Consider the following 23,267-nt stretch of genomic DNA (forward strand, 5'->3'; position numbering starts at 1 on the left):
CGGTTTCGGTGAGCGGCACTTTCATTTCGGAGCAGCAACATGGGGAGACCGACGGGACTGGCCCGCAGTACCTGCATGGTTCCTATTCGCTGAAGATCGTCCGGGACGGCCTGTCACTGCACACGCTCAACGCAACCGCCCGCAGGTCGTTCGAGATCAATTCCGTGCGATACCCCGGCGTGATCCTCCATTGCTTCCTTGAGGGACGCACAGATGCAACGCTATCTGGTAAGCCCATGAACCTCGGACGGCGACCCGGCGCGCCGGTTCGCATGGTTCTGACGTCGGTCGTAGAACCCGAACCTTTCTGGCGTCGGTCCGTAGCAGGCGAGTATGTGCGCAAGGTCAACCTAATCCTGTCGCACGAATGGCTCGAAACGAACGGTCTGTCCCTGCCAAAACCACCGCTCAATGAATCCATGCGCCGCCGATACGAGTGGGATGTCCCCTCCAGAGAGGTTCAGCTCCTTGAACGCTTGATCACGCTGTCACATCCGAAGTCCTCGCTCGAGAAGCTTGAGGCCGAGGCAACCATTCTCACGTTGGTTTGTTCATCGTTCGGCGCAATACAGGACAACGACAACACGACAGCTGCGCCGGCGCTGAGTGCTTATGACCGACGAAAGCTGGACCGGATGGAGCAGTATATCCACGGTGCCTCAGGCGCGCTTCCGTCCCTGTCGGACATCGCGGGTTCGGGTGGTGTGAGCCTGTCGACCATGAGGCGTTTGTTTCACGCAGCGCACGGCTGTACGGTACAGGAGTATGTGCGAAACGTACGCTTGTCGCGGGCTCGGCAAGCACTTGAGCGCAATGCCGTTTCTGTGTCGGAAGCGGCTCGCATAGCCGGCTACGGATCCCCGGAGAACTTCGCCACCGCGTTTCGCCGAGCCACCGGTTTTACTCCGTCCGAAGTGCGCCGGCATATGCAGGGAGGACTTCAGGTCGGCCCGAAGATCTGACGACGTCGCCACTCCCCAGTGCATCGTTGGCCTACCCACAGACAGCACGTCGACAGATCGGCAGTCGACGGAGTTCAGACGCGGAAAACGTGATATGTAATATCATAACTAATTGAGATTTATGACTTTCGCACCCGCGGTCACGCCACTGTCACACAAGCGCGATAGCCCCGACACAGCTTCCAACGGGGACATGTTATGAAGACCATCACAACTCTTTCGTTGCTCGGCGCGTTCGCCAGCACCACCGCCATGGCACAGGATTTGCCGCAGGCCGACAACACATGGTTCATTGCCGCTCAGGAAACCATCGCAGCGCGCGTGAATGTGCAGCCCAATACGAGCAAGGCCAAAAACGTGATCTTGCTGATCGCTGACGGAAACGGCGTGGGTACCAATTACATCACTCGCCTGTTCGCCGGTCAGGCCGCTGGCAACTACGGCGACGAGCACCTGCTGCCGCAGGACACCTTCCCGCACGTTGCCCTGTCGAAGACATACAACACCAACGCCCAGACGCCGGATTCCGCCGGCACCGGCACCGCCTTCCACACGGGCGTGAAGACCAAGCAGGGCGTGCTCGGCGTTGATGAAACCCTCGCTCGTGGTGATTGTGCCGGTGTCGATGCAGCGACCGTGGCAAATGCCTCGGAGATCTTTTCGGCCCTCGGAAAGCAGGTCGGCATCATCTCTTCCGCCCGCCTGACGCACGCCACCCCGGCGTCGGCCTACGCGCATTCCGCCGACCGGAACTTCGAATCCAATGATGGTTTGTCAGAGGGCTGCGAACAGAAGGACATCGCTGCACAGTTGGTCGACGCAATGGCTGCGGGAACTGTCGACTACGCCTTCGGCGGTGGCCGTCGTCACTTCATCCCGAGCGACCTGGAGGACGAGCAAGGCAAAACCGGTAAGCGCACCGACGGCACAAACCTGATAGAAGCCGCTGCCGAGGCCGGTATCCAATATGCATGGGACGTCGATACTCTCGCTGGCGCGGATCTCTCCAAACCGGTGCTTGGCCTCTTCACATCCTCGCACATGAGCTACGAAGCGGATCGTCCCGCAAGCGAACCGTCGCTCTCCGATCTTACCGAGACCGCGATCAAGGCTCTTGAGGGTTCCGAGAACGGTTACTTCCTGACTATCGAGTCGGGCCGGGTCGACCATGCCAGCCATGCCACCAACGCTTATCGCACCGTTACCGACGGCGTCGAGTTCGCCGAGGCGATTGCAATTGCCGACGCGCTGACCAACGACGAGGACACGCTGATCATCGTCTCCGCGGACCACGAGCACGCCGTCGCGATGGCTGGCTACTCCGGACGCGGCGCCCCGATCCTCGGACTGTCGATGAAAGTCGACGGCGCTGGCGAGAAGTACCTCGAGGAGCCAAACCTGGCGCAGGATGGCAAGCCTTACACGACCGTTTCGTTTCTCAATGGTGCATCCTCGGTGATGAAGGAAGACGCCCAGTGGAACGGCACACGGAATGCCGAACTGACCCAGGAGATGGCGATGGATATGGACTACACCCAAGAGGTGCTCGTCCCGCTCAGCTCCGAGACCCACTCGGGTGAGGATGTTGCAATCTACGCCAAGGGTCCCTGGGCGCACCTGATCGGCGGCACGATGGAGCAAAACGTGATCTTCCACGTCATGCACCACGCCGCGACTGCCGAGTAATCGTCCGCTGCGACAACGTGACGGGGCCCTGGCATTGGCAGGGCCCCGTTCCGTTACGTGCGTGTCATCGTTTGCAGTTTTCCATGTCGAGTATCCTCGACACAGAAATTCCCGGAGGCCATCCGCATGAATCGCCGCCAGTTTCTCGCCACGTCAGCCGCCGTAACGACGACGCCTTGTTGGTCGTCCGCTGCCGAAGGGGATCTGTTGAAGATGCGGGACATTTACAACAAGGGCCTCGGTTTCTCACCTCTTGCGACGTCGCTCGACGGTGGACAGATCCGAGTCGAAGGCTTCATGGCCCCACCACTCAAGGCGGACTCGCTCTTCTTCGTTCTGACGAAAATGCCAATGGCTGTCTGTCCGTTCTGCGAACCCGGTGGAGAATGGCCGGAAGACATTCTGGCCGTCTACACAAGGCGCAAGTACGAAGTCGTCTCCTTCAGCCGAAAAATCTTGGTTCAAGGTACGCTGCGACTGAGTGAACACATCGACCCCGGGACCGGTTTCTTCAGCAAGGTCCGGCTGGAAAACTCGACCTTCCGGCGCGCGTGAGACCTTACCGTGAAAGACGAAAGGAAAATCGCCGGGTCGCTCGCACTACGTGTTGCAGAGCTTCGCGTGTCTGCGCCCAACGGTCTTCTGCTCCTGTCGGTGGAAGCGCTGACAGTCTCGCCCGGGGAGACAGTTGTCATCAAGGGGCCGTCCGGCGCCGGTAAATCCACGTTACTCTATGCCTTGGCGGGTCTACTGCCAGCGACTGGCGACATCTGCTGGGGCGACACAAACATAGTCCACCTGAACGATCGGGCGCGAACAGCCTTCCGACGGCGCCACATGGGCTTTGTCTTTCAGGACCATCTTCTGTTCGAGGAACTGTCCGCTGAAGGCAATGCTGCGCTTGCGGCCGCCTACGCCCCGAAGGCAGAGCGTGTCACTCTGAAGACGTCCGCCAACGAGCACCTTACGCAGCTGGGTCTTGGTGGCCACGCAACGCGCGGAATCGCGAGCTTTTCGGGCGGCGAGCGACAACGCGTCGCCGTTGCCCGCGCGCTGGCAGGAAATCCGGCAATCGTACTGGCCGATGAACCCACCGCCAGCCTCGACCGTCCCGCCGCCGACCGGCTCATCGAAGACCTTGTACTGCTTGCCGAAGCCAGCGGACGCACGCTCATCGCCGTGACCCACGATACCCACTTTCACGCTCGCGCCAGCCGCGTTCTGAATGTGCTGGATGGCGTTCTTCAGCCGGAGGCACCCCATGGCTGATCTCTGGGTTTCCCTCCCTAACGGGATGCAAGACCTTGCGCTTTTCTTCGCCCTGCTCGCGCCCGCACTGGTGACCGGTTTGCTGACGTTGCGCGGCTTCGCGCCCTGGGGGCTACTTCGGGGAATGCTCCGCCGACATTTCTGGGTCTCGATCACCTTCATAGTCCTGATCGCAACATCGGTCGCCATCGGGACCGGGCTGATCGCACAAGAACGGGGCCTGCGACGTGGCACCGCGCAGGCAGCAGACAAGTTCGACCTAATTGTCGCGGCTCCGGGTAGCGAAATCACGGCCATGCTCGCGGCGGTCTACCTGCAACCCTCAGACATCCCTCTGCTCGACGGCGAAACCTATCAGCGGATCGCGGAACAAGAGCATGTCTCCCTCGCCGCACCGATTGCCTTCGGCGATAGCTGGAACGCCTCGCCCGTTGTCGGCACGACACCACAATTCGTGGCACATCTAAGTGGCACACTGGCGGAAGGCGAGGTTTTCACCACCGTGGACGAAGCGGTGGCTGGTGCCAACGTACCACTCGCAATTGGCGATACGTTCACGCCCTCGCACGGTCATGGCGACGCCACCGACGACGGCGCACATGCAGGATACCACTACATCATCACGGGGCGCATGGAACCCACTGGCAGCCCATGGGACAGGGCAATTCTGGTACCGGTCGAGGGCGTTTGGCTGATCCATGGTATGCCCAACGGGCACGATGATGGCTGGAGTGGCGACCCCGGTCCGCCCTTTGACCCAGCTTATTTCCCCGGAACGCCCGCCATACTTGTGCGGGCGGAACAACTCTGGGCCAATTACGCCCTGCAGTCGGCTTTCACCACCTCTGAAACCATGGCCTTCTTTCCGGGCGCGGTACTCGCGCGCCTGCACTCCCTGCTGGGCGACGTCCGCGATGTGATGTCAATGCTCGCTGCAATCACCCAAGTTGTCGTGGCCGCCGGCGTTCTCACCGGACTCGTCATCCTTATGCGCCTGCTCGCGCGGCGCCTGGCATTGCTGCGCGCACTTGGCGCGCCCCGCCGCTTCGTGTTCGCGCTTGTCTGGAGCTTTGCCGCCACGCTCCTGGGCACAGGCACGGCCATTGGCCTCGCGCTCGGTATGGCAGCAGCGACGGTCATTTCCCGTATCGTGTCCGAACGCACCGACATCCTTATTCGCGCGCAACTTGGCTGGCCCGAATTGCACCTCGTCGCGGCCTTTTTCTCGATCACGGTTCTTCTCGCCCTGGTGCCGGCGCTGCTCGCGTTGCGACGGGCGCCCGTGGCCGATCTTCGATCAACTTGAAAACTCCCGGAGACCACCCAATGCGCTTCGCCCTTGCCATCTTCCTCGCGCTCGCACCGCATTTTGCCATAGCCGACGGTCATGACGAGCATTCCGATCACCTCTCGGTCATGGAGGGATTGCGCGCCCTGCACGCCTGGACCCGCGCCACCGATCAGGAAACAGCTCTGGTTTTCGTTGAGTTGGAGAACATTGGCGATCACCCGATCACACTGGAAGGCGGTATGAGCGACATTGCGGAGAAAACCGAGCTGGTCGGATTCCAGTTGAAGGGCGGCGAAGGTGTCTACAGTGCGATCCCTATGGTTCCCATCGCACCCGGCAGCGAACTGGTGCTGAAACCCGAAGCGCTGGCGCTGAGAATGAGCGGGTTGGAGCATGCGCTCGCCAAGGGCGACACATTCGAAGCGGAACTGCGGTTCGACACCGGCCACTTGAAGGTCCACGTCGCCGTCGAAGCCGCGAATGCTCACCAACATAGCCACGCCGGACACAACCACTGACGCGAGACCGGACGGAGGCGGGGCCGCGGGCAGCCCCCCTGCCCCACCCTGTTACCTTTGCGCAATCCGCCAGTTCGGATGCATCCAGGGCTGCGCATTCGACGGAGGTAGCATTTTCCCGAGGATGTGATCTGCCGCCTTCTCGCCCACCATGATCGACGGGCCGTTGAGGTTACCGTTTGTCACCTGCGGGAAAATGGAGCTATCGGCAAGTCGCAGGCCCTCGACCCCGATCACCCGAACCTGCGGGTCGACCACCGCCATCGGATCGTCAGCCCGCCCCATCCTGCAGGTCCCGCAGGGGTGATACGCGCTCTCCACATGCTCCCGGATGAAATCATCCAGCTCGTCGTCGCTCTGCACCGCCGCGCCTGGCTGGATCTCGTGCTTGAGGAAGGGCTTGAATGCCTCCTGCGCGAATATCTCGCGGGTCAAGCGGATGCACGTCCGGAAGTCCTGCCAATCCTTCTCGCAGGACATGTAGTTGAAGAGGATCTTCGGAGCGTCCTCCGGATCTGGCGACGCGAGTGTCACCTCCCCCCGGCTCGGCGAACGCATCGGCCCCACGTGGGCCTGGAATCCGTGACCCTCCGCCGCCGCCTGACCGTCATAGCGCACGGCCATGGGCAGGAAATGGTATTGGATATCCGGGTAATCCACCCCAGCAGCCGAGCGGATGAAGGCCGCGCTCTCGAACTGGTTTGACGTGCCGAGCCCGGTTTTGGTGAAAAGCCACTGTGCCCCGATGACTGCCTTGGATACCAGGTTCCAGTGTTTGTAGAGCGTGATAGGCTGGCTGGATGCCATTTGCAGGTAGAGTTCCAGGTGATCCTGCAGGTTCTTGCCGACGCCGGGGCGGTTGACCTTCGCCTCAATTCCAAACGGCGCCAGTTCTTCTGCCGGTCCGACCCCTGATTGCAACAAGATCTTCGGTGAGTTGATGGAGCCGGCAGCGAGTACGATCTCGCGCCGCGCAACGATCCGCTTGCCGCCCTTGAGCAAAACCGCCGTCGCGCGGCCCTCTTCGATCTCGATTTTCTCGACCAGACCGCGCACAAGGTCACAGTTTTCCATCGCGAGCGCGGGCCGCATGTAGGCATTCGCGGCGGACCAGCGCCGACCCCTCCAGACGGTCTGCTCCATCGGCCCGAAACCTTCCTGTTTCTCGCCGTTGTAGTCGTCGGTAAGCTCGTACCCGGCCTGACGCCCCGCCTCTACGAATGCAGAATAGAGCGGGTTGGCGCGCGGGCCGCGAGTGACATGCAGCGGTCCGTCTATTCCGCGCCAGGTCGGATCGCCCCCGTGGCCGCTGTCATGCCAGGATTCCATGCGTTTGAAGTACGGAAGCACGTCGGCATAGCTCCATCCGTCCGCGCCCATCTCGGACCAGATATCGAAATCGCGCGCATGGCCGCGTACATAGACCATCCCGTTGGTCGAAGAGGAGCCGCCAATCACCTTGCCTCGCGGCGTGGCCAGACGCCGCCCGCCGAGATGCGGCTCCGGCTCGGTGACATAGCCCCAGTCGTAAAGCCCCATGTTCATTGGGTAGGAAAGCGCCGCTGGCATCTGGATGAAAGGACCAACATCGGTGCCGCCATGTTCCACCACCAAGACCGACGCGCCGGCCTCGGCGAGGCGAAACGCCGTGGCACATCCCGCGCTTCCGGCGCCGACGATGACAAAATCCGCTTCCATGGCAGGTTCCTAGAACGGGGCCTCTACCGGCGTCATGCCGACGTAGACGGACTTGAGTTGCGAGTAATGGTCGATGGCGGCATGGGCATTCTCCCGGCCCACACCACTGGCCTTCACACCGCCGAACGGCATTTCGATCGGCGTCAGATTGTAAGTGTTGATCCAGCAGGTGCCGGCCTCGAAGGCGGCGACGACGCGATGCGCGCGAGCCAGATCACGGGTGAAGACACCGGCGGCGAGGCCGAACTCCGTGGCGTTCGCGCGAGCCAGTGCCTCCTCCTCGGTCTCGAAAGCCAGGACAGACATGACCGGGCCGAAGATCTCCTCGCGCGCGATGGTCATCTCGTCAGTGACTTCGGCGAATACGGTCGGCTCCAGGAAGAGACCACCGAGCGCATGCGCCCCGCCCCCGGTGACGAGCCGCGCGCCCTCCTCGACACCCTTTGCGATATAGGCCAACGCGATGTCCCGTTGCGCCTCAGAGACCATCGGTCCGAAATTGGTCGCCTCGTCCAGCGGATCGCCGATTGTCGCAGCCTCGGTACGGGCCTTCAACCGGTCGAGGAAGGACGGCAGGATACCCTTCTGTACGAAAACGCGAGTGCCGTTGGAACAAACCTGACCGGAGGAATAGAAATTGCCGTTGATCGCGGCGCTGACCGCATCCTCGAGATTCGCGTCGTCGAAGACGATCAGCGGCGACTTTCCACCAAGTTCCATCGTGACGTTTTTCATTCCTGCGGCGGCGGCGGCGTAGACCTTGCGCCCAGTCGGCACGGACCCGGTGAGCGAGACCTTGGCAACCCGCGGATCGGCCACAAGCGCGGCGCCGACCTCGCCGAAACCCTGAACAACGTTGAAGACGCCCGCGGGCAACCCGGCCTCGGTCAGGATCTCCGCCAGTTTGAGCGCCCCGAGCGGTGTGACCTCGGAGGGTTTGAAGACCATCGTGTTGCCGCAGGCGAGCGCCGGCGCCGCCTTCCAGCAGGCGATCTGGGTCGGGTAGTTCCAAGCTCCGATTCCAACGCAGAGCCCGAGCGGTTCGCGGATCGTATAGGCAAAATCGGCGCCGAGAGGGATATGTTCGCCGGTCAACCCCGCTGCGATGGCACCGAAATACTCCAGGCAATCAGCGCCTGAAGCAGCATCCGCGACGAGCGTTTCCTGCAAGGGCTTTCCAGTGTCCATGGTCTCGAGGATCGAGAGGTCCCGGTTACGGTCGCGCATGATCTCGGCAGCACGGCGAAGTATGCGGCCACGCTCGCTGCCCGTCATTGCCGCCCAGCCTGCACGGGCGGTTTCAGCGGCCGACAACGCCTGCTCGACGACCGCGGGGGTGGCGGCGTGCAATCGTGCGATTTCGGCGCCGGTCGCCGGATAGAACGAAACGAGCGGAGCGCCTGCGGTATCTTCGGTTGGGCGCCCGCCTATGTAGTGGCTGGCTGTCGGCTGCGTATCCATTGCCTGTGCCGGTCCTTTCCTGTCATGCGCCGGGGTCGACCTGAAACTCACTTCCATTGCGGGCACGGCCCTCCCCGGTCACTCACACTCATCGTTTTTGTCTGGCCAAGTTTTTGTCTGGCCAAATTCATCTCGAGGTACTCGAGGGCGATCTCCTCGGGGCGATCCGGCTTCTCACCATCTCCGCGCAAGACCCAGCGGATATAAGCTCCGTCAATGATCGACGCGATGCCCTCCGCAATCACCGATGCCCGCTCCGGAGCAAGCTGGCGCAGTTCGTGTAGAAGATTCGAGCGTAGCCGGTGATGGTAGATGCGCAGAAGCCGCGCCACCTCGTCGGATTTTTGGGCGTAGACATAAAAATTCAGCCAGGCACCAACGGTCTCGGGATGCATGTTCAACTCCGAAAAACTGGTCCGAACGATGATCTCCAACCTCTCGCGCGCGTCGGTCCTCCCGGCGAGGTTTTCCCGGACCTCTGCCCCAAACGCCATAAGGATATGGCGCATCGCCGCAACGAACATCTTGTTTTTGCTTCCGAAATAGTGATGCGCGAGCGCGCTGGACATGCCGGCGCGCCGGGCGATCTGACTGACCGTCACGTCCATGGTTCCTGACTCGCCGATCTCCGTGATCACCGCCTCGATCAGCGCAGTTGTCCGGACCGGCTGCATACCCAGTTTCGGCATTTCGTCTCTCGACAGTTGTCAAACGTGACTCAACACGTTTTTAATTGACTCATCAATCAAAAACACAGGGAAGGTTCCTCATGCTCCGTACTGCCGCACTTGCCCTGGTCCTCGCGGCCAGCCAGGCGACCGCCCAAGCCCAATGCGACAGCGTCACGTTTTCGGACGTGGGCTGGACCGACATCACAGCGACCACGGCCGCGACGACCTTCGTACTGGAGGCGCTCGGCTACGAGACCGATATCAAGGTCCTCTCGGTCCCGGTGACCTACACCTCGATGGCTGAAGGTGACATCGACATTTTCCTGGGCAACTGGATGCCAACGATGGAGGGTGATATCGCCCCCTACCGCGATGCGGGCACGGTCGACACCGTGCGCGAGAACCTGACCGGCGCGAAGTACACGCTTGCCGTAAACAAGGCCGCAACCGACCTCGGAATCAAGGACTTCGCCGACATCGCGAAATTCGAGCAAGAGCTCGACGGCGAGATCTACGGCATCGAGCCCGGCAACGACGGCAACCGCCTGATCCAATCGATGATTGACGGCGACGCATTCGGACTGAGCGGGTTCAAGGTCAAGGAAAGCTCCGAACAGGGTATGCTGGCGCAGGTCGCCCGGGCCACAAAGAAGGGTGATCCGATCGTCTTTCTCGGCTGGGAACCGCATCCGATGAACGCGAACTTCGAAATGGGTTACCTCACCGGCGGCGACGATTTCTTCGGCCCGGACCTTGGCGGCGCCACGGTCTACACCAACACCCGCGCGGGTTACGTGTCGGAATGCTCGAACGTCGGAAAGCTGCTTGAAAACCTCGTCTTCTCACTGGCGATGGAGAACGAGATCATGGGCGCGATCCTGGATGGTGGAGAAGAGCCAACCGATGCCGCGTCCGCCTGGCTCGCCGCCAATCCGGATGCATGGATGGGTTGGCTCGACGGTGTGACCACCAAGGATGGCGGCGATGCATCTGCCGCTGTTAAGGCCGCTCTGGGAATGTAACCGCCCACGTCGAGCGACGTACGGCGCAAAAGGCATCGGGGATCTGGACAACGCCCCGATGCCTGTGTGCAACTGCGTGGGACAGCGCGCGTAAAACGGCGTAGCCAACGCGCTCTTCTGGAGGTTCGATGGATTTTTTGACGGACACCAAGATCCCGGTCGGGTCCGCCGCCGAAGCGGTATTCGACTGGCTTCAGGATCACGGTGAGTGGTTCTTTGACACGTTGTCAGACGTCCTCGAAGCGCTGATCAATTCAATCCTCTGGACGCTCCAGACGCCACATCCGCTCGCGGTTCTAGCCGTTTTCGTCGCCTTGACCTGGCTTCTCCAACGCAGTTGGAAGATCTGCCTGTTCGTGGCGCTCGGCTTCCTCTTCATTCTGAACCAGGGGTACTGGGAGGAAACGACGGAGAGCCTGACGCTCGTGCTTTCGGCCTGCGTGGTCTGCATGACCCTTGGTGTTCCCATCGGCGTTGCCGCAGCCCATCGGCCAAAACTCTACATGGCGATGCGGCCGGTACTGGATCTCATGCAGACGCTGCCGACATTCGTGTACCTGATCCCCGCCATCGTCTTCTTTGGCATCGGCATGGTACCGGGATTGATCGCAACCGTGGTGTTCGTGTTGCCCGCGCCAATCCGGCTAACGTGGCTCGGTGTCTCATCCACACCCAAACCCCTTTTGGAAGCCGCACGCGCCTTTGGCGCCACGCCGACGCAGGTTCTGACCAAGGTCGAGCTTCCCTATGCGTTCCCACAGATAATGGCCGGACTGAACCAGACAATCATGCTATCTCTCTCGATGGTTGTGATTGCCGCGCTGGTCGGCGCCGATGGACTCGGCGTACCGGTGGTTCGGGCACTCAATCAGGTGAACACCGCGCTAGGTTTCGAATCCGGCTTCGTGATCGTCGTCGTCGCGATCATGCTGGACCGCATTCTGAGGATCGACCGCAAATGACCATCGCAGTCAGCTTCGACAATGTATCCATTGTCTTTGGTAACCACCCCGAAACGGCCCTCCCGCTGATGGATGCCGGCCAAACTCGCCAGGAAATTCAGGCCGAGACCAAGCAGGTGCTCGGCGTCCACGATTGCAATGTCGAGGTGAACGAGGGCGAGATTCTCGTCCTCATGGGCTTGTCCGGCTCTGGAAAATCCACGCTTTTGCGCGCCGTTAACGGTCTCAATCCGGTCGTGCGCGGGGAAGTCCGTATCAACGATGGCGACGAAATGGTCAGCGTGACCCACGCAAACCCTGCCGATTTGCGCCGGCTGCGCCAGACACGGGTCGCCATGGTGTTCCAGCAATTCGGCCTGCTGCCCTGGCGCTCGGTGCGGGAGAATGTGGGCCTCGGGCTGGAACTGGCTGGTATGCCCGTCGAGGAGCGCAACGGCAAGGTGGAGGCACAACTTGCCCTTGTCGGGCTTTCCGACTGGGCAGACAGCAAGGTTTCCGCGCTTTCGGGCGGGATGCAACAGCGCGTCGGCCTTGCTCGTGCGTTTGCGACCGAGGCGCCAATCCTGCTCATGGACGAACCTTTTTCTGCCCTCGACCCTCTCATCCGCAACCACTTGCAAGACGAGTTGATCGAGCTTCAGCACAAACTCAAACGCACCATCATCTTCGTAAGCCATGATCTCGACGAAGCCTTCAAGCTCGGTGACAGGATCGCAATCATGGAGGGGGGGCGGATCGTGCAATGCGGCTCGCCCAAGGAGATTTTCGCCAACCCCGCGAACCAATACGTGCAAGATTTTGTCAATCACATGAATCCGCTTGGCGTGTTGACGGCTTCGGATGCCATGCAGCCACCCGCCGGCCCCTACCCCGTCACTGTCGCCCCAACAACACCGATAAACGAACTGATGACACGTCTGGCAGAAACCGGTGGCCCGATTGGCGTGATGGAGGATGGCGTCGCCATCGGCGAGGTCACGAAGGATTCGGTTTTGAAGGGGCTTGTTCGGGCGTTCTGAGCTGACCAGCGGGTGCAGCCGTAAGGGTCATAACCTGCTCAGCAACAATGTGTGCCTCGCCCGCGTCATGGGTCACGATCAATGCCGCGGCACCGCGCCCGGAAAGATCATATTTCACGAGCGCATGCATCCGTTTGGCGAGCTCTGCGTCGAGCGCCCGAAATGACTCGTCGAGCAGCAAGAGATCGGGTTTTGTTACCATTGCCCGGGCCAACGCAACCCGTTGGCGCATTCCCCCAGACAGCTGGCGCGGAAACTTCTGCTGATCGGCGCGTGTCAAGCCTACCGCGCTGAGCATTCGAGCGGCCCGCTCCCTGCGCTCCACAGCTGAAATCCGGTCGGCTTTCAACGCGAAGGCGACATTTGTCAAAGCGGTCCGCCACGGCAGAAGTGTCGGATCCTGAAACACGATGGCGCTACGCCGTGCGTGGCTCCGGATTTTGCCGGACGTAGGCGCCAGAAGACCTGCCGCCAGCGCCAACACCGTGCTTTTTCCGCAACCCGACGGTCCCATGAGTGCCGTGATCCCACCTGCGGGGATGGTAAAATCGACACCTGCCAAAACTGGCACATCGCCATAGGCGAAATGAACATCCTCGAATGCGACCGCGTAGCCGTTCATCGGCCGGCGCCCGTGCCATCGCCTCGCCAAACCGCCATCCGGCGCCTGACACGTTGCAGAACGCCATGGTCGATCAGCATCAGGACGCTGACGATGACCACGACCCAGCTCATTGTCTCTGCGGTGTCCACCCGCGCACGCGCCCCGGCTATGCCGTCACCTATCCCACCTGCGCCGGACAGCAGTTCCGCCATCACACTTACTTTCCAGGACATCGCAAATGCGGATGCCAGCGCCGGAATGAGGTGACTGACCATATGTGGTCCATAGACATCAAGCATTGTCGCCAAAGGCGGCGCGCGATAAGCGCGGGCCATGCGGGCGAGATCTCCATCAAGGCTGAGCGCGCCCTCCGTTGCTGCGGCGAAGACGATCGGGCCGGTCGCGACGGCCACGGTGAAGACCACGGCCCAGACTCCACCGAACCAAAGGAGCGCCAATACGACCCAGGCGATTGCCGGAACGCCAAGCAAGATGATCGCAACCGGCTGCAACGTGAATCGTACCGACGCATGCAACCCCGCGAGCGTGCCGGCCACCGTTCCGAATAGCGCCGCGATCAGCCAGCCCGAAAACGCGTGTGCGGCCGTCGCGAACACCGCTGGTGCAAGCTCTCCAGAACGAGCCAGCAGCAACAACGTGGCGGCCGTCGCGTCCAGCCCAGGCAGCACAAGGTCACCATAGGCGCGGTGCCCAGCCTCCCACAGACCAAGCAGGACTAGGACACCGACAGCACCATAGAGCCACCGCATGTTCTCAACCCCAATAGAACGCCGGATGCGGCAGGCCGCCACCGACGATGCCCGGGTCGAGGCTCATCAAGTGTTTGAAATATATATCGATATCCGCCCGCGCCTCCCGTGCGGAGACAACGTCCAGATGTATATTGGGTACGGATTTCGCAATGACCGGAGCCGGCAACGGTAGCGTGAGACTGGCGAGCGCCCCGGCCATGTCGGGGTTCTCCAACACCCATGTCCCCGCTTCGACGCAGGCCGCATGAACCGCCGCAACGACATCGGCATGCGCATCGAGAAACGCAGCGTTGGCCGCCAACCCGACCTGCGGGATACGCGCTCCGCGCCCGGTGTGTTGGCCATAGGTCTCTGTAACGTCGATGGCCCGCTTGATCGGCAAACCGGCCTTCGCGGCTCGCGCCAATGCCGCTGTTGCCGCAGGTTCGTGCAGCACGGCCACGTCGCCGCGCCCATTGAGGTAAAGCGGTACGGCTTCGCCGGGAGAGCCCACGTAGTCCAGTTGCAGATCGTTGTCCGGATCGAGCCCCGACCATGTCAACACGAGGCGGAACAATAGGTCAGGTGCCTCGTTCTTGTTGGAGAGCAGTACGTGCCGTCCGGCAAGGTCCTCGATCCTGGTGATGCTCTCGTCCCGGGCCATGACGTAGAGCACCCCCCAGGAAACGACATTGATCATTGTCGTGCCTGCCCCGCGATTGAAGAAATTGGCCGCGGCGTAGGTTGATGTCGCAAAGAGCTGAAACTCGCCCGAGGCAATACCTGCGCGCATCTGGTCGGTGCTCTTCCAGCTGTCTAGCACAACTCCCGGTGAAACCTCGTCCAACATGCCGGACGCCACCGCCCGGGCAAGAACAACCGACGGCGTCGCGGGAATGCCCCAGAGCGTCAGTCCCTCCGCAGGCTCGGCGCGCGGCGTGTCGCGGCCAGGCGGAACAACCCCAATAACGCCTGCGCACGCCAGCCCCCGCAAGAGCCGGCGACGACTGACCGTATTCGCGTGTCCCATTCAGGTTCCTCTTCTAGGCCCGAGCCAAACGGTGGCGACAATGTCCCCGGGCCGCTGCACGTTCCGCATTGCCGGACACCACTTGCCGCCCGCGCCGATCAATAGAGCGTCCGGCTCATGGTGATATCCTCCCAGATCTCCTTGACGGTAAGCTGCATCTCCCGTCGCCGATCCTCGTAGTGCGTGTGCAACAGGTGATGCGCATTTTCCGAGTTCGGCGCACCGAGGAAATCCCTGTAGAGCGCCTTGACCTGAGCGTTGTTGTGGGACTGGCGTACCTTTGCCTCCCGGTCGACGTTATAGATCGTCTCCCGCCGCTTCATCGCGAGTGGCAGGTAGGCCTTCTTGGATCGCAGCGACCCGCCGCCATCGACGCATCCGCCCGGACAGGCCATGACCTCGATGAAGTCGAAGTCGGCCTCGCCAGCGCGCACCTTCTCCACAAGGGCGCGGGTATCGCCGAGCCCATGAACCATGGCGACCTTCACCTCGCCGACCGGTCCGCCGAGGTCGATCGTGGCTTCTCGCACAGCCTCGAAACCCCGGAGCTGCGTCAGCTCGATCCTCTCAATTTCCTTGCCATTGACGGCGGCATAGATCGTGCGAACGGCGGCTTCCATCACGCCGCCGGTTGTGCCGAATATGGCGCCTGCTCCGGAATACTCGCTCATGTAGGGGTCGTCGAACACCGAAGGCTCAAGATCTTTCAGGTCGATTCCTTCCCGCCGGAGCAGCCGCGCAAACTCACGTGTGGTCAGCACCAGATCGGTTTCAGGAACACCGTTTTGAGCGAGTTGCGGTCGCACCGCCTCATCCTTCTTGGCGACGCACGGCATCACCGAAATCACGCGGACACGTTCCGGTGGAATACCCAGCTTCTCCGGCAGATAGGATTTGGCGACAGTCGACAGCACCTGTTGCGGCGACTTGGTCGAAGAGAGAAACGGCAGAATATCGGGATAGTGGATCTCCGCGAAATTGATCCAGGCAGGGCAGCAGGAGGTGAAGGTTGGGCGCCGTCCTTCCTTCAGCCGGGCCAGAAGCTCTGTCCCCTCTTCCATGATCACGACATCGGCGGCGAAGTTGGTATCAAGCACAACGTCGATACCGATCTTTCGCGCTGCGGCGATGATCTGACCCTCCACGTTGCTGCCCGCCGGCATCCCGAACTCTTCTCCAAAGGCCACCCGAACGGCCGGAGCAAACTGCATCACCGTCGTGATCTTCGGGTCGCAAATGTAATCGACGGCGCGGTCTACCTCGTCTCGCTCGCCGAGCGCACCGGTGGGGCAGACAAGCACGCACTGACCGCAAGAAACGCAGAGCGATTTATCGTAATCGGTCGCATTTCGTAGCGCTACCGCTCGATTAACGCCGGTTCCCTCCATCACCAGCGCATCAACTTCCTGATGATAGCGGCAAACGGCGACGCAGCGCTGGCAACGCACACACCGCTGCATGTCGCGTATCATCGCCGGAGAGCTGTCGTCGTAGTCCCGCGTCTGCGTCTTTACACGGTCGAAGAACCTGTTCTCGGTCAGTCCTACAAACTGCGCCAGGTCCTGTAACTCGCAATTGCCGTGGCGAACGCATGTGGCGCAATCTTGCAGGTGATCGGCCATCAGGAGTTCCACCTGGAGCCGCTGCATATCGCGCGCACGTTTGGAGCGGGTCATGACCACCATCCCCTCGCGTACCGGCGTCGTGCAGGCGCTCACGGCATGGACCCCCTCCCTGCCGGATTGCTCGATTTCCACGATACAGACACGGCAAGTGCCCGGTGTATGGTCAATGTCGTCCAGTTCGCACAGCGTCGGAATGAAGATGTCGTGCCGTCGCGCACAGGCCAGGATCGTTTCGTTCGGCAAAGCCGTGCATTGCCGCCCGTTCACGGTCAGGGATATCGTCGCTTCTCGGGCATTGTCCCCGGCGGGGTGACGTGTGTCGGTGTCCATGGTTCACGTCGCTCCTTCGGGAATGGAGTGCGCGGTGATCACGGTGTAGAGGCGGAAACACCGCATGCAACGCTGCGCCTCGGCATAGGCCTGCTTGTCGCAGATCGTCTGCTCGACTTCGCCGAACATGTGCTTTCGCAGTTCCGGGTCGAGTTCGGGATTGTGAACGCGATATGCGTTCCGCACCGGCGTCTCGACCACATCGCTGGCAAGTATACGGTTGTCGGATAGCAGTTGGCGCATCCGCGAGCGTTTGAAGAAACGCAATGTACCGAGTTGGACCCAATCGTCTATCGATCGCGCCGCCTTGAGCCCCGCAGCCATCGCGTAGATCAACGTAGAAGGGCCGGTCACACAGTCCCCACCCGCGAAAACGCCAGGCCGTGATGTAGCCAGCCCCTTATCCGCCTCAACACAACGCCACTTGTCCAGCGTTATCCCGTCGTCCTCTACCAAGGCCCCGTCCTCGACCTGCTGACCGATAGCGGCGATAAAAACATTGCAGGGCAGCGTGAAGGCGCTGCCTGGGATGGGGCGAACCTTGCGCCGTCCGCTCTCGTCAGGCTCGGTCTGCTCCATACAGATCAGTTCGACCCCGACAACCCTACCGTTTTCCGTCATCAGGCGGGTCGGGTTCGTAAGCGTGTGAAATGCGATATCCTCCACGCCGGCAGCCAGAACTTCCTCTTGGTCCGCCGGCATGTCTCCTTCCGTCCGGCGGTAGACAACATGGACGTTGTCGGCGCCCAGCCGGACCGCCGAGCGCACACAATCCATCGCCACATTGCCGCCGCCCACCACCACGACTTCACCGTTGAGTTCCAACGGGGCGATCCCTTCCACGTGGTCATGCACGCGAAGAAGGAAGTCTATTCCGCTGTAGTACCCATCGTGGGCCGCGTGCTCTCCCTCGATACCGAGCGTCGTTCCTTGCTGACACCCAAGGCCGAGAAAGAGAGCCTTGTACCCCTGCGCAAACAGGTCATCGATGGTGAAGTCGCGACCGAGCTGCTGGCCGAAGAGGAAACGACCGCCAAGCTCTGCGATAATGTCGGTTTCCATTGCCAACGTGTCTTTCGGCAACCGGTATGACGGAATACCGATCTGCGCCATGCCGCCGGCCTGGTCACTTTTCTCGAAGACATCCACGTGGTAGCCGTGCAGCAGCAGGTGGTATGCGCAGGAAATGCCAGCCGGTCCCGCACCGATCACCGCCACGCGCATCCCGTCTTCCAGCGGTTTATGGATCATGTCCCGGGTGAACTTGAGCGCATGCGGCCCTTTCTGCTGATCGGCCACGTAACGTTTCAGCGTCTTGATCCCAACCGCCTCGTCCACGAGTTTCCGCCGGCAAGCCTGTTCGCAGTAGCGAACGCACACACGCCCACAAGTCGCCGCCATTGGGTATTTCTGCAGGAGTACGCCGAGCGAGTTTTCCGGTTTACCGTCGCGGATGTAGTCGATGTAACGCGGAACGTTGATCTTCGATGGGCAGGCCTCGATACAGGGGGCCGTCATGTAGGCCATGCCGTGTTGCGTCCGGATCGGGCGATGGTCTGCAATTTCCGCCTCCACCTTGTCCCGAAAGTTGCGAAGCACATCGAGCAATGCGATTGCGCAGGTTTGCCCAAGCCCGCAAAGCGAGGTTTCCTTCATCTGCTCGCCCAGCATCTCGATTGAATCGAAACCAAGCGGTGAGTCGAGCCCGCGCCGCATCTTGTCTAGCGCATCGCGCACCAGCACCGTGCCCATGCGGCAGGGGGTGCAAGCGCCGCAGGATTGTTCGGCCGCCTTTCTCATGTAGTGAAAGAGACCGTCGACAAGGCTGACATTCTCGTCAAAAACGAAAAACCCTCGATCACCAAAAAACGCGCGGATCGGGTTGCCGTCATCGAACTCTTCGAAGTTCTTGAGCGTGGCGATTGACGCCCGTGTTTTCGTAGATCCATCACGGGCATCGTGGACAACACCGTCCCAAACCCCGTAGGCGACTTCAGCCATTCGCTTCTCTCCCATGCCTACCAATGCGGACGACGCCGCATCGGGAAACTTGGCCGCGCCTTAGCATCGATTTCCGCAGGAATTTGGAGCACATAGGAGTTGCATCGCCTACGTGAACCGCTCTTCCGTACGGCAATTCAATGCTAGCCGAGCCACCAGAGTGGCTGTATTCCAGATTTGATGGCTTTCCATCAAATCCGAAAGCCATGGTCCCGCAAGAGCAAACCGGGTAAGGGTGGAGCATGGCCAGGAAGGTGACGCTGACGGATGTCGCTCGCGCAGCCGGAGTTTCAATCGCAACTGTGGACCGGGTGATCAACAAACGCGGTGGCGTCGATACGGCCAAGGAAGATCGTGTCATTCAGGTTGCCCGTACCCTGGGTCTGGACCGGCGTCTCGACTACCAGCACGTGAGAATCAAACGTGTCACCTTCATGCTTCAACCGCCGACGAACCCGTTCCATGCCGAATTGCGCAGCGGTCTCGACACAACCCGGAAGGTTCTGGATTCCCTGAACATCCAAATGCACCTGATCCATATCGACGCGACAGAAGCGCAAGAAACTGCCGGAAAGATCCTGGATCAATTGGGGTCAACGGACGGGGTAATCCTGTCTGCCCCAGACTCGCCGGCAATCGCCACTGCCCTCCGGACCGTCAGTGCAGAGATGCCGGTGCTGACACTTGCCAGCGATATCCGCGATTCCGGTCGAGTGGCCTATGTCGGACCCGACGATGAGCGTTCCGGGAGAGTCGCGGGCGACTTGTTGGGCAGGTTTCTCGGTGAGCGTGGCGGAAGTATCCTCATCGTTGGAGGGAATTTCGAACTATCCGGCCACCGTGCCCGTTCTCGCGGTTTCACCGATCTGATCGCTCAACGTCACCCGCGGTGCTGGATTTCCCGAGTGGTGGAAACCAGGGAGGATGCAAACGTAACCATGGACCTCGTCTATCGTGCCGTGAAAGACGACCCAACCATCCGCGGGATCTACCACCTCTCTGTGGGCGCCAGCCGGATCGCGCAAGCACTCGAGCATCTCGGGCGGAGCGCCGATGTGTTCGTCGTCTGCCACGAATTGACGGCGACACGCCGCCGCCTCCTGCATGCTCGAAAAATCCACGCGGTGATCGACCAGAACCCTCATCTTGAGGTCCGGCTTGCGGCAGAAATCATGGCTGCGCGACTGGGTCGGCTTGAGGGCAATGCGGAATCCGTCGAAACCGATGTCCAGATATTCATGGCCGAGAACGCCTGACGCAAATGTCCGGCCGCAATTCGCTGCACCGCAGAATGTATGCATGCGGCGCATCGCGGGCATTCACAGCTGATCGTTGTGGATAAGCGAAACCTGCCTATTTTGATTGGCGTGGCTGTTATCGCTAACAGTCACGCAAACGAGCCAGATTGAGGTGAATGAAATGAGTATGAACGAAGTGATATCCGCTCCGCTGGTTTCCGGTTCCGGTTTCGACGGTCTGTTCGCGCGCTTTGCTGCGTGGCGGCGCCGGCACGCGTCCTACCGTGAAACCATGTACGAACTGAACAAGTTGAGCGATCGGGACTTGGCTGATCTGCGCATGAGCCGCGCCGATTTCCACTATCTCGCCACCGAGGCCGCTGCCAAAGTTCGGTAGCAGCTACTTCCAAGTATCTGCCCGGCGGCGTCTTGACCGCCGGGGCAGGCGCCGGAGCGTAGGTAACATCCACGTTGCCGGGGCAGCCGGATCGAACCCGAAACTCCCCTCGCCTTCCGTGCCTTCGTGTTCCGCACAATGACAGGCGGTCGTAGTCGTCAGATTTCGCGCACACCCAGTTCCTCCAATCGAACGACAACCGACTCCGGCCGGACCAGGCAGGGCTGTCGGATCACCTGACGGTCCAGATGAAGCACGAGCGTGAAGAACATTCCCGAAGCCTCGTCCGCTGGCGCCTCCACCGCGTAGCCGGTCATCCGGTCATACGGGATGAAGATATCGTTTGCGGCATACCAAGCCTCCTTTCGGCGTCGCCACGGCCGGTCGCGATTGACGAGGATCATCTCTCCCCGCGCGTCCAGGATCAGCACACCGGTCGACAGACGTTTCTTACCAGCGTCGTCCCGGCAAGGAGTATCCTGCGGTTCAAAATGTAGTGGCGTGATCGGATCGCCCAGGCGGTGCCGCAATTCCAGCAGGGATGAGCCGAAGAAAAGGTCATTGTCCCCTATGTCGATGTCCGGTTCGCCTTCCAGCGGTGCCTGTGGCGCACCCGCCGGAGCAAGGACGCGCGATCTGACGAAATCCGTCACGTCATTCATCAGGTTGCTTGACACCTTGTTGTAGGTGAACTCCGCCTGCGATCCATCCCCTAGGAACAGAGTCCAAATGCCTTGAAGCTGGTCGCCAAAGCTGCCGACAGCGACGACCTCGTTCCACGTCACGTCACGACGATGCACACCGCTTTCAACAAGACACAACAAGCTTGCACCGCCGTCATTCACGGCGAGGACGATCGTATAGAGGTCCATGCCCGGCCGCAACTGCCGCCTGTCAGCGTTCTTCGGCACTTTCAGCAGGTATTTCGCGTCTCCGAGATCGGCATATGCGCTGCGGAATCGCGGCGGCATATCTTCCTCGCTCTGTACCTCGGTGATCCATGGACCGAAGGCGTCGTACTCCCGCCGGTCCTCCGGGCTGGCGGCGTGATACCAGTTCAGGCCACGTTTGTTCGAATCCTTGACCAGGGTCATGTGGCTCTCCTCCATTTTCCTCAGATGGGCCGCGATCAGTTCAAGCCCGCCAGCTGCAGAATCGACGGTTTCAGGCGTCATGGTTCCGAACAGTTCGGCAAATCCCAAATGCCTCTGACGCGTCAGGAATGCGGCGAAGTCGGCACCCTCGGGGGTCAACTCGGCAATATAGCTACGCTCGTCGCTGGGATTGGCCCGGCGAAAAATAAAACCCAGAGTTTCGAGCCGTCGCAGAACCGATGTCAGGCTACCCTTCTGCATACCCAGCCCGCGACAGATTTGCGTGGGCGATTGCGGTCCGACAGTGCTCAGCGCCATAACGACCATGATCTCGCTGTCCGGAAACAAGCGGCCACGGTATTCGGAGCGATGCAGCATCGGATTTATGTGTGCCAGATAGTAGCGCACGAATTGCTCCATGCTCCGCTCCAGCCGGTCGGTCGACGTTGTCACGACGCACCCCTTTTGTCTGCAATCCAACCATATCACAGTTTTGTATGATTTTCGACTATTTTTGCGTCAAACAGCCCAGATTTCTAGAAATTTCGCGAGGAATACGCGATGAGCGTATGAAATAATACATAATATCCCACATACACACTGGCCCTGCCCACTCAAGACGCAAAGAGTTACCCAATGCGCAAATAACGCTTGGTGAACGACGCAGCCGCCCAGGACGACTTTGGATTCCAGAATGTTGGGAGCTTTCGTCGGCTATCTCCTAGCCCCTCGCACCCCCAAGACGCTCCGCATGCCAAGCGACATGATCGCTCGCAAACGTCGACATGAAGAAATAGCTGTGGTCGTAGCCGGGATGTATGCGCAATACCGCTGCCTGCCGACGTCGCCCGATTGCGGAGGCCAGCGCTTCTGGTCTCAGCAGGTCAAGGAACTGGTCGGCACCACCTTGGTCGACCAAGATCTCGCCTTTCCATCCCCGCTCTTCCAGCAGGATCGAAGCATCGTATTCGCGCCAGGCGGTCTCGTCGTCACCCAGATAGGCACCGAACTGGCGGCGGCCCCAATCCGACTGTGTCGGGTTTGAAATCGGCGCGAAGGCCGACAGGGTGTAATAGATATCCGGATTCTTCAGGGCTATCGTCAGCGCTCCGTGCCCACCCATGGAATGCCCGGTGATCCCCTGTGCCGCGGTGACCGGAAAGCGCGCATTCACCGTCTCGCGAAGCTCGGTGACGATGTAGTCGTACATCCGGAAATGCGGCGCCCAAGGCGCCTGCGTCGCGTTGACGTAGAACCCGGCCCCCTGCCCCAGATCGTAGCTGTCGTCGTCCGCGATCCCCTCGCCCCGCGGCGAGGTGTCGGGAAAGACCAATGCGATCCCGTGCCGCGCGGCGTGTTCCTGAAACCCGCCCTTCGTCATGGCGTTCTCATGCGTACAGGTCAGCCCCGAAAGGTACCAAAGCACCGGGACCGGCCGCGTCTCTGCCTGGGGCGGCTGATAGACCGCAAAGGTCATGTCACATCCCGTGGCGGCAGAAACGTGGCGATAGACGCCCTGAATGCCGCCAAAGCACCGGTTCTCCGAGACAATCTCCACGCCGGCCCCCTGCCCTCCTTCACCCGCCATCAGTACAGGACCACGGATCTGATAGATTCGCCTTTGTGCATGAGGTCGA

Annotated in this window: 21 protein-coding genes; 11 read left to right on the forward strand and 10 right to left on the reverse strand. The window is 60.9% G+C overall.

The window, feature by feature from the left end:
- Positions 1–8: 8 nt before the first annotated feature.
- From ARC39_RS23935 to ARC39_RS23960, 6 genes are all read left to right on the forward strand, one after another.
- Complete coding sequence (locus tag ARC39_RS23935; protein ID WP_161471008.1) at positions 9–962, forward strand: helix-turn-helix transcriptional regulator; 954 nt, start codon at positions 9–11, stop codon at positions 960–962.
- A 198-nt stretch (positions 963–1,160) separates the two neighbouring features.
- Positions 1,161–2,648: an alkaline phosphatase gene (locus ARC39_RS23940; protein ID WP_068118986.1), complete on the forward strand. Its 1,488-nt coding sequence runs from the start codon at positions 1,161–1,163 to the stop codon at positions 2,646–2,648.
- Between the two features lie 126 nt (positions 2,649–2,774).
- Positions 2,775–3,203 carry a hypothetical protein gene (locus tag ARC39_RS23945; protein WP_068118989.1) on the forward strand — a complete coding sequence of 143 codons (429 nt, stop codon included), beginning with the start codon at positions 2,775–2,777 and terminating at the stop codon, positions 3,201–3,203.
- Positions 3,204–3,212: 9 nt separating this feature from the next.
- Positions 3,213–3,917, forward strand: coding sequence for an ABC transporter ATP-binding protein (locus ARC39_RS23950; RefSeq protein ID WP_236545382.1), 705 nt, complete (start codon positions 3,213–3,215; stop codon positions 3,915–3,917).
- Positions 3,910–5,223, forward strand: coding sequence for an FtsX-like permease family protein (locus ARC39_RS23955; protein ID WP_068118990.1), 1,314 nt, complete (start codon positions 3,910–3,912; stop codon positions 5,221–5,223). The genes ARC39_RS23950 and ARC39_RS23955 overlap by 8 nt, the downstream gene beginning before the upstream one ends.
- 20 nt (positions 5,224–5,243) lie before the next feature.
- Positions 5,244–5,726, forward strand: coding sequence for a copper chaperone PCu(A)C (locus ARC39_RS23960; RefSeq protein WP_068118992.1), 483 nt, complete (start codon positions 5,244–5,246; stop codon positions 5,724–5,726).
- Positions 5,727–5,777: 51 nt separating this feature from the next.
- Here the strand turns inward: ARC39_RS23960 and betA are convergent, their stop codons facing one another.
- The 3 genes from betA to betI are packed head-to-tail and all read right to left on the reverse strand — an operon-like array spanning position 5,778 to position 9,574.
- Positions 5,778–7,424, reverse strand: a complete 1,647-nt coding sequence (gene betA, locus ARC39_RS23965; RefSeq protein WP_068118995.1) for a choline dehydrogenase — start codon at positions 7,422–7,424, stop codon at positions 5,778–5,780.
- 9 nt (positions 7,425–7,433) lie between these two features.
- Positions 7,434–8,885 (reverse strand): betaine-aldehyde dehydrogenase, encoded by a 1,452-nt coding sequence (betB, locus tag ARC39_RS23970; protein WP_068118999.1) that lies wholly within the window; start codon positions 8,883–8,885, stop codon positions 7,434–7,436.
- 47 nt (positions 8,886–8,932) lie between these two features.
- Positions 8,933–9,574, reverse strand: coding sequence for a transcriptional regulator BetI (gene betI / locus ARC39_RS23975; RefSeq protein ID WP_078059455.1), 642 nt, complete (start codon positions 9,572–9,574; stop codon positions 8,933–8,935).
- Positions 9,575–9,654: 80 nt separating this feature from the next.
- Between betI and choX the strand changes: the two genes are divergently transcribed.
- The 3 genes from choX to choV all read left to right on the forward strand — a co-directional run bounded on the left by choX (position 9,655) and on the right by choV (position 12,559).
- Entirely contained in the window at positions 9,655–10,578 is a 924-nt protein-coding gene (gene choX / locus ARC39_RS23980) for a choline ABC transporter substrate-binding protein (protein ID WP_068119002.1), read from the forward strand.
- A gap of 128 nt (positions 10,579–10,706) precedes the next feature.
- A complete protein-coding gene (gene choW / locus ARC39_RS23985) occupies positions 10,707–11,540 on the forward strand; it encodes a choline ABC transporter permease subunit (protein WP_068119005.1) in 834 nt (277 codons plus the stop codon).
- A complete protein-coding gene (gene choV, locus ARC39_RS23990; RefSeq protein WP_068119007.1) occupies positions 11,537–12,559 on the forward strand; it encodes a choline ABC transporter ATP-binding protein in 1,023 nt (340 codons plus the stop codon). The genes choW and choV overlap by 4 nt, the downstream gene beginning before the upstream one ends.
- Here the strand turns inward: choV and ARC39_RS23995 are convergent.
- The 5 genes from ARC39_RS23995 to ARC39_RS24015 form a co-directional block, all read right to left on the reverse strand.
- Positions 12,516–13,181: an ABC transporter ATP-binding protein gene (locus ARC39_RS23995; RefSeq protein ID WP_068119009.1), complete on the reverse strand. Its 666-nt coding sequence runs from the start codon at positions 13,179–13,181 to the stop codon at positions 12,516–12,518. The genes choV and ARC39_RS23995 overlap by 44 nt on opposite strands.
- On the reverse strand, positions 13,178–13,933 hold the full coding sequence (locus tag ARC39_RS24000; RefSeq protein WP_068119012.1) for an ABC transporter permease: 756 nt from the start codon (positions 13,931–13,933) through the stop codon (positions 13,178–13,180). The genes ARC39_RS23995 and ARC39_RS24000 overlap by 4 nt, the downstream gene beginning before the upstream one ends.
- Before the next feature lie 4 nt (positions 13,934–13,937).
- Positions 13,938–14,945: an ABC transporter substrate-binding protein gene (locus tag ARC39_RS24005; RefSeq protein ID WP_068119014.1), complete on the reverse strand. Its 1,008-nt coding sequence runs from the start codon at positions 14,943–14,945 to the stop codon at positions 13,938–13,940.
- Positions 14,946–15,043: 98 nt separating this feature from the next.
- Positions 15,044–16,900 (reverse strand): [FeFe] hydrogenase, group A, encoded by a 1,857-nt coding sequence (locus ARC39_RS24010; protein ID WP_068119016.1) that lies wholly within the window; start codon positions 16,898–16,900, stop codon positions 15,044–15,046.
- A 3-nt stretch (positions 16,901–16,903) separates the two neighbouring features.
- Positions 16,904–18,901 (reverse strand): FAD-dependent oxidoreductase, encoded by a 1,998-nt coding sequence (locus ARC39_RS24015; protein WP_068119019.1) that lies wholly within the window; start codon positions 18,899–18,901, stop codon positions 16,904–16,906.
- 242 nt (positions 18,902–19,143) lie between these two features.
- On the opposite strand from ARC39_RS24015, the gene ARC39_RS24020 reads away from it, so the two are divergent.
- Together ARC39_RS24020 and ARC39_RS24025 are read left to right on the forward strand one after the other, a co-directional pair.
- On the forward strand, positions 19,144–20,157 hold the full coding sequence (locus ARC39_RS24020) for a LacI family DNA-binding transcriptional regulator (protein WP_068119022.1): 1,014 nt from the start codon (positions 19,144–19,146) through the stop codon (positions 20,155–20,157).
- A 163-nt stretch (positions 20,158–20,320) separates the two neighbouring features.
- Positions 20,321–20,536, forward strand: coding sequence for a DUF1127 domain-containing protein (locus tag ARC39_RS24025; protein ID WP_078059456.1), 216 nt, complete (start codon positions 20,321–20,323; stop codon positions 20,534–20,536).
- A gap of 158 nt (positions 20,537–20,694) precedes the next feature.
- Here the strand turns inward: ARC39_RS24025 and ARC39_RS24030 are convergent, their stop codons facing one another.
- Together ARC39_RS24030 and fghA are read right to left on the reverse strand one after the other, a co-directional pair.
- Positions 20,695–22,083 (reverse strand): MarR family winged helix-turn-helix transcriptional regulator, encoded by a 1,389-nt coding sequence (locus ARC39_RS24030; RefSeq protein WP_149866540.1) that lies wholly within the window; start codon positions 22,081–22,083, stop codon positions 20,695–20,697.
- 268 nt (positions 22,084–22,351) lie between these two features.
- Positions 22,352–23,218 carry an S-formylglutathione hydrolase gene (gene fghA / locus ARC39_RS24035; RefSeq protein WP_236545383.1) on the reverse strand — a complete coding sequence of 289 codons (867 nt, stop codon included), beginning with the start codon at positions 23,216–23,218 and terminating at the stop codon, positions 22,352–22,354.
- Between the last annotated feature and the right edge of the window lie 49 nt (positions 23,219–23,267).

The sequence above is a fragment of the Tropicimonas marinistellae genome (assembly GCF_001509585.1).
Taxonomy (GTDB): domain Bacteria; phylum Pseudomonadota; class Alphaproteobacteria; order Rhodobacterales; family Rhodobacteraceae; genus Tropicimonas; species Tropicimonas marinistellae.

What these genes read in the sequence shown, in the direction of transcription:
- ARC39_RS23945 (WP_068118989.1), top strand. Translation starts at nt 2,775, where the DNA reads ATGAATCGCCGCCAGTTTCTCGCCACGTCAGCCGCCGTAACGACGACG.
- choV (WP_068119007.1), top strand. Translation starts at nt 11,537, where the DNA reads ATGACCATCGCAGTCAGCTTCGACAATGTATCCATTGTCTTTGGTAAC.
- ARC39_RS24020 (WP_068119022.1), top strand. Translation starts at nt 19,144, where the DNA reads ATGGCCAGGAAGGTGACGCTGACGGATGTCGCTCGCGCAGCCGGAGTT.
- ARC39_RS23960 (WP_068118992.1), top strand. Translation starts at nt 5,244, where the DNA reads ATGCGCTTCGCCCTTGCCATCTTCCTCGCGCTCGCACCGCATTTTGCC.
- ARC39_RS23995 (WP_068119009.1), bottom strand. Translation starts at nt 13,181, where the DNA reads ATGAACGGCTACGCGGTCGCATTCGAGGATGTTCATTTCGCCTATGGC.
- ARC39_RS24025 (WP_078059456.1), top strand. Translation starts at nt 20,321, where the DNA reads ATGAGTATGAACGAAGTGATATCCGCTCCGCTGGTTTCCGGTTCCGGT.
- ARC39_RS24000 (WP_068119012.1), bottom strand. Translation starts at nt 13,933, where the DNA reads ATGCGGTGGCTCTATGGTGCTGTCGGTGTCCTAGTCCTGCTTGGTCTG.
- betA (WP_068118995.1), bottom strand. Translation starts at nt 7,424, where the DNA reads ATGGAAGCGGATTTTGTCATCGTCGGCGCCGGAAGCGCGGGATGTGCC.
- choX (WP_068119002.1), top strand. Translation starts at nt 9,655, where the DNA reads ATGCTCCGTACTGCCGCACTTGCCCTGGTCCTCGCGGCCAGCCAGGCG.
- choW (WP_068119005.1), top strand. Translation starts at nt 10,707, where the DNA reads ATGGATTTTTTGACGGACACCAAGATCCCGGTCGGGTCCGCCGCCGAA.
- ARC39_RS24005 (WP_068119014.1), bottom strand. Translation starts at nt 14,945, where the DNA reads ATGGGACACGCGAATACGGTCAGTCGTCGCCGGCTCTTGCGGGGGCTG.
- betI (WP_078059455.1), bottom strand. Translation starts at nt 9,574, where the DNA reads ATGCCGAAACTGGGTATGCAGCCGGTCCGGACAACTGCGCTGATCGAG.
- fghA (WP_236545383.1), bottom strand. Translation starts at nt 23,218, where the DNA reads ATGGCGGGTGAAGGAGGGCAGGGGGCCGGCGTGGAGATTGTCTCGGAG.
- ARC39_RS23955 (WP_068118990.1), top strand. Translation starts at nt 3,910, where the DNA reads ATGGCTGATCTCTGGGTTTCCCTCCCTAACGGGATGCAAGACCTTGCG.
- ARC39_RS23940 (WP_068118986.1), top strand. Translation starts at nt 1,161, where the DNA reads ATGAAGACCATCACAACTCTTTCGTTGCTCGGCGCGTTCGCCAGCACC.
- ARC39_RS24015 (WP_068119019.1), bottom strand. Translation starts at nt 18,901, where the DNA reads ATGGCTGAAGTCGCCTACGGGGTTTGGGACGGTGTTGTCCACGATGCC.
- ARC39_RS24010 (WP_068119016.1), bottom strand. Translation starts at nt 16,900, where the DNA reads ATGGACACCGACACACGTCACCCCGCCGGGGACAATGCCCGAGAAGCG.
- betB (WP_068118999.1), bottom strand. Translation starts at nt 8,885, where the DNA reads ATGGATACGCAGCCGACAGCCAGCCACTACATAGGCGGGCGCCCAACC.